Raw genomic sequence first — 3,982 nt, 5'->3', positions numbered from 1 at the left:
AGCGGGGTAGAAGTCCGCTCATCATCGGGGACCTCGACGTCTATCCCCCAACACCCTTGCCCGATCGGCGCGCCCACACTCAACTCTGAAGAGCCGGGATAGGACTCCGGCTTTTTGCGCAAATGTATACGACACCGAATGCGACGTACTCATACTCAACCAACTGCACTTGCCCGGCAACTACACGCCCCGACATCTGTTGCGGAGTACGGCAGCCACCGCACGTGGGCGTTAGTGCAGAACTCCACACCACGTTGGGGTACACCCCCGCAGACTTCTGAAATCCCATGGCGGCGACGGCCCAAAAAACAATCCCCGGGACCTGGTTTTGCCCATGATCCCGGGGATTTTAAGTGCGGTAGCGGTGGGATTTGAACCCACGGTGGCTGTGACACCACACAGCATTTCGAGTGCTGCACCTTCGGCCGCTCGGACACGCTACCTTGCCGAATTATCTTAGCTGGCGAAACCGTGCCGAACCAAACTAAGGGCATGTGATCCCCAACGCGACGCCACTGTGGGAGACTCGCGACATGACAGGTGGAAGCATTGGCGCACGCAATGTGTGGGGCTTCGGCCTAGGGACGCTCGGCCGCGATATGCTCGCGGCTCTCGTCGCGATGTACCTCATGTTCTACCTGACCGAGGTTGTCGATATTTCTGCGAGCACTGTCGTCGCGGTCACCGTCATCATGGTCGTGATGCGAGTCTTTGACGCCGTGAACGATCCGGTCATGGGGATCATTGTCGACAACACGCGATCACGGTGGGGCAAATTCAAGCCGTGGATCGCGATCGGCGCGCTCGCGTGGGCCGCCGCCTCCATCCTCATGTTCGCCGACTGGGGGCTGGAGGGGACGACGTTCCTCATCATGTTCACGGTCGTCTACCTGCTGTGGGAGATCGCCTACACGGTCAACGACATCTCCTATTACGGCATGCTGCCGAGCCTGTCGCGGGATCGGAAGCAGCGCGAACGCATCGGCGTGGTCGCGCGGGTTTGCGCGAACGTTGGCCTGTTCTCGCTCGTCGTCGGGGTCCTGCCGATTACGAAGGCGCTCGCCGAATGGACGGGGTCGTTGCAGCGAGGCTGGTTCACGCTCGCGGTTATCCTCTCGATCGTCATGGTCGCGTTCCAGGCGATCACGCTCGTCGTCGCGAAGGAGGAAGTGCGCATCGAAGAGCCCGCGACGACGCCGCTGCGGGAGCTGTTTTCGGTTATCGTGCGCAACGACCAACTGCTGTGGGTGACCTTCGCGATGATGACGTTCATGACGGGCTACCTCGTCACGACGTCGCTCGGGATCTACTACTTCCGCTATGTGTATGGCGATGAGGACATGTACTCGATCTTCGCGGCCGTCCTCGGCATCACGCAGATCGCCGGGCTCGCGATCTTTCCGCTGGTGGCGAGATTCCTGACCCGCCGGCAGATCCACCTGGTCGCGACCGCCCTATGCGTCTTTGGTTTTGGATTATTTTTCTTCGCCGACTCCTCAATGCTTCTCATCGGCGTTGCGGGGGTCTTGCTGTTCTCGGGACAGGCGTTCATCCAGCTCCTCATGCTGTTGTACATCGCGGACTGTGCCGAGTACGGCGAGTGGAAGCTCGGGCGCCGCAATGAGTCGATCACGGTCTCGCTGCAGCCGTTCATCTACAAGGGCTCGAATGCGCTGGCAAGCGGGATCGTCGGCCTCACTCTGCTCGCCAGCGGGATCGCGTCCCTGTCCTCCGATTCCGACGCGTCGGCGATCGGAGACGGTGTCGTACTCGTGGTCAAGATCGCCATGATGGTAGTTCCGATGGTTCTCGCTACCCTCAGTTGGCTGATCCTGCGCATGAAGTACCGCATCGATGAGCCCACCTATGCCCGCATCGTTTCCGACCTCAAGGAGCGCGAAGCATGACCGTCACTCTCACCCGCGAGTCGAGCCTGAAAGAGATCTATGCCCATCCGCTCGGGCGCGACATCATCGATAAGGTCCTGCTGCAAATGGGTCGGTCCCGCAGGTGGGGTTCGAATCCTCTCGTCTCCGCCCTCTCGCTGGGCCGCGTCGAAAAACTTTTTGGGCGCATCATCGGGCCCGGTTTCATCGACACGTTGCTCACGCTGCTCAACAGCGAGACCGCGCGACCGAAAAAAGCGACCGGGCCGATCACGTCGGCATGGTGGAAGGAAGCGGTTTTCTATCAGATTTATCCGCGCAGTTTCGCCGACGCTAACGGTGACGGGATTGGAGACCTGGCGGGTGTCATCTCACGGCTCGACTATCTCGCGTGGCTCGGCGTCGATTGCCTGTGGCTCTCTCCGGTCTTCGACTCCCCCAACGAGGACATGGGCTACGACGTTCGCGACTATCGGGCGATCATGGCCGAGATGGGCACGATGGCCGATATGGACGCCCTCATCGCCGGCTGTCACAACCGCGGCATGCGGATCATCCTCGACCTCGTTGCAAACCACACCTCCGAACAGCACGACTGGTTCCGCAAGGCCCTCGCCGATCCCGACGGGCCGTATGGCGACTACTACGTCCTCCGGCGCGGCACGACGCCCCCGAATAACTGGGAGTCGTTCTTCTCCGGCTCCGCGTGGCGGTATTTCGATGAGGCCGACCGGTGGGCGCTGCACCTGTTCGCGCCCGGCCAGCTCGACCTCAATTGGGATAACCCGGCCGTGCGCGCCGAGATCGCCGACATCGTCCAGTTCTGGCGTGCCAAGGGCATCGACGGCTTCCGCATGGACGTCACGAATTACATCTCGAAGGCGCCGGGCCTACCCGAGGGCAATGAGTTCATCGGCGAGCTCATCGGCTTTACCGGGATCGAGCACTATTTCTACGGCCCGAAGCTGCATGACTATCTTGCCGAGCTCAGGAGAGACGGCTTCACCTCGCCCGATGGCGAGGGCGGGATCATGGTCGGTGAGACCCCCGGCATCGGCGTCGAGACGGGACGGCTGCTCTCGGGCGCCGACCGGGCGGCCCTCGACCTCGTCTTCAACTTCGACGTCCTCGAGCCGCCGGGCAAGATCCGCTGGGATGACTACCGCTACGACCTCGCCTATCTCGTGCGGTTTTATCGCGACTATCTCGAGCGCATCGGCAGCAACGACTGGATCGCGCTGTTCGTCGAAAACCACGACAACCCCCGCATGATCTCCAAGGTGCTCGGGCAGGCCGATCGCGACCCCGCGCTGCGCGACGCCGTCGGTGTCCTCATTGCGACGGTCCAACTGACGCTGCCCGGAACGCCGTTCATCTTCCAGGGTCAAGAGGTTGCCTCCGTCAACCAGCCGTTCGCTGACCTCAGCGAACTGCGCGACGTCGAATCGATCAACCACTACGCCAAGCTCATCGCGGACGGGACGTCCCCGGCCGACGCGTGGGCCGAAATCCTCGCGGGCTCGCGCGACCACGCGCGCACGCCAATCGCTTGGGAGCCCGGCGGCGGCTTCACGATCGGTACGCCGTGGCTCGCGCAAAGCGATCCCGGGCCGGGCTACTCGGTTGCCGAGCAGCGCGCGAACCCGGACTCAGTCCTGAACGCCTACCGCGAGCTCATCGCGCTGCGGCGCGCGCATCCCGCTTTCGTCTATGGCGACGTCACGTTCCTTGCCAGCGGCGAGCGCGGCTATGCAGCCTGGCTGCGCACCTCCCCCGATGGCACCGAGCGGTGGCTCATCGAGCTCAACACGACAGGCAAGGCGATCCCGCGCCGCATCGCCGACGGCCCGTGCGAGATCGCGCTCGGGCCGCCGACACGCGGCGAACGGATGCGTCCTTATGAGGCGGTTGTTGCGCGGCTGCTGCCGCGCTAGATGTTGTGGGTCATGACGTTGTAGTCACCGACCGGGGATGAAGGAACGGGCCCCTGACTGCACGATGGGGAGGGTGTCAGGAAGTTTGTGTGTGAGGCTCTGATCTAGAAGGAGTTTCACCGATAATGACTACGGTGTCACCGAAGAAAAGCCACGACCCGG

At 62.6% G+C, this 3,982-nt stretch carries 2 protein-coding genes and 1 tRNA gene; 2 read left to right on the top strand and 1 reads right to left on the bottom strand.

Going from position 1 to position 3,982, the window contains the following annotated elements; translation table 11 throughout:
- Window positions 1–356: 356 nt before the first annotated feature.
- Window positions 357–443: transfer RNA gene (locus BSZ39_RS12250), tRNA-Ser, on the bottom strand.
- Between the two features lie 90 nt (window positions 444–533).
- Between BSZ39_RS12250 and BSZ39_RS12245 the strand changes: the two genes are divergently transcribed.
- Together BSZ39_RS12245 and BSZ39_RS12240 are read left to right on the top strand one after the other, a co-directional pair.
- On the top strand, window positions 534–1,907 hold the full coding sequence (locus tag BSZ39_RS12245; RefSeq protein ID WP_073717595.1) for a glycoside-pentoside-hexuronide (GPH):cation symporter: 1,374 nt from the start codon (window positions 534–536) through the stop codon (window positions 1,905–1,907).
- On the top strand, window positions 1,904–3,820 hold the full coding sequence (locus BSZ39_RS12240; RefSeq protein ID WP_083603346.1) for an alpha-glucosidase: 1,917 nt from the start codon (window positions 1,904–1,906) through the stop codon (window positions 3,818–3,820). The genes BSZ39_RS12245 and BSZ39_RS12240 overlap by 4 nt, the downstream gene beginning before the upstream one ends.
- Window positions 3,821–3,982 lie beyond the last annotated feature (162 nt).

The sequence above is a fragment of the Bowdeniella nasicola genome (genome assembly GCF_001907295.1).
GTDB classification, from domain to species: Bacteria; Actinomycetota; Actinomycetes; order Actinomycetales; family Actinomycetaceae; genus Bowdeniella; species Bowdeniella nasicola.
This window is presented reverse-complemented; position numbering and strand designations above follow the sequence as displayed.

What these genes read in the sequence shown, in the direction of transcription:
- BSZ39_RS12240 (WP_083603346.1), top strand. Translation starts at nt 1,904, where the DNA reads ATGACCGTCACTCTCACCCGCGAGTCGAGCCTGAAAGAGATCTATGCC.
- BSZ39_RS12245 (WP_073717595.1), top strand. Translation starts at nt 534, where the DNA reads ATGACAGGTGGAAGCATTGGCGCACGCAATGTGTGGGGCTTCGGCCTA.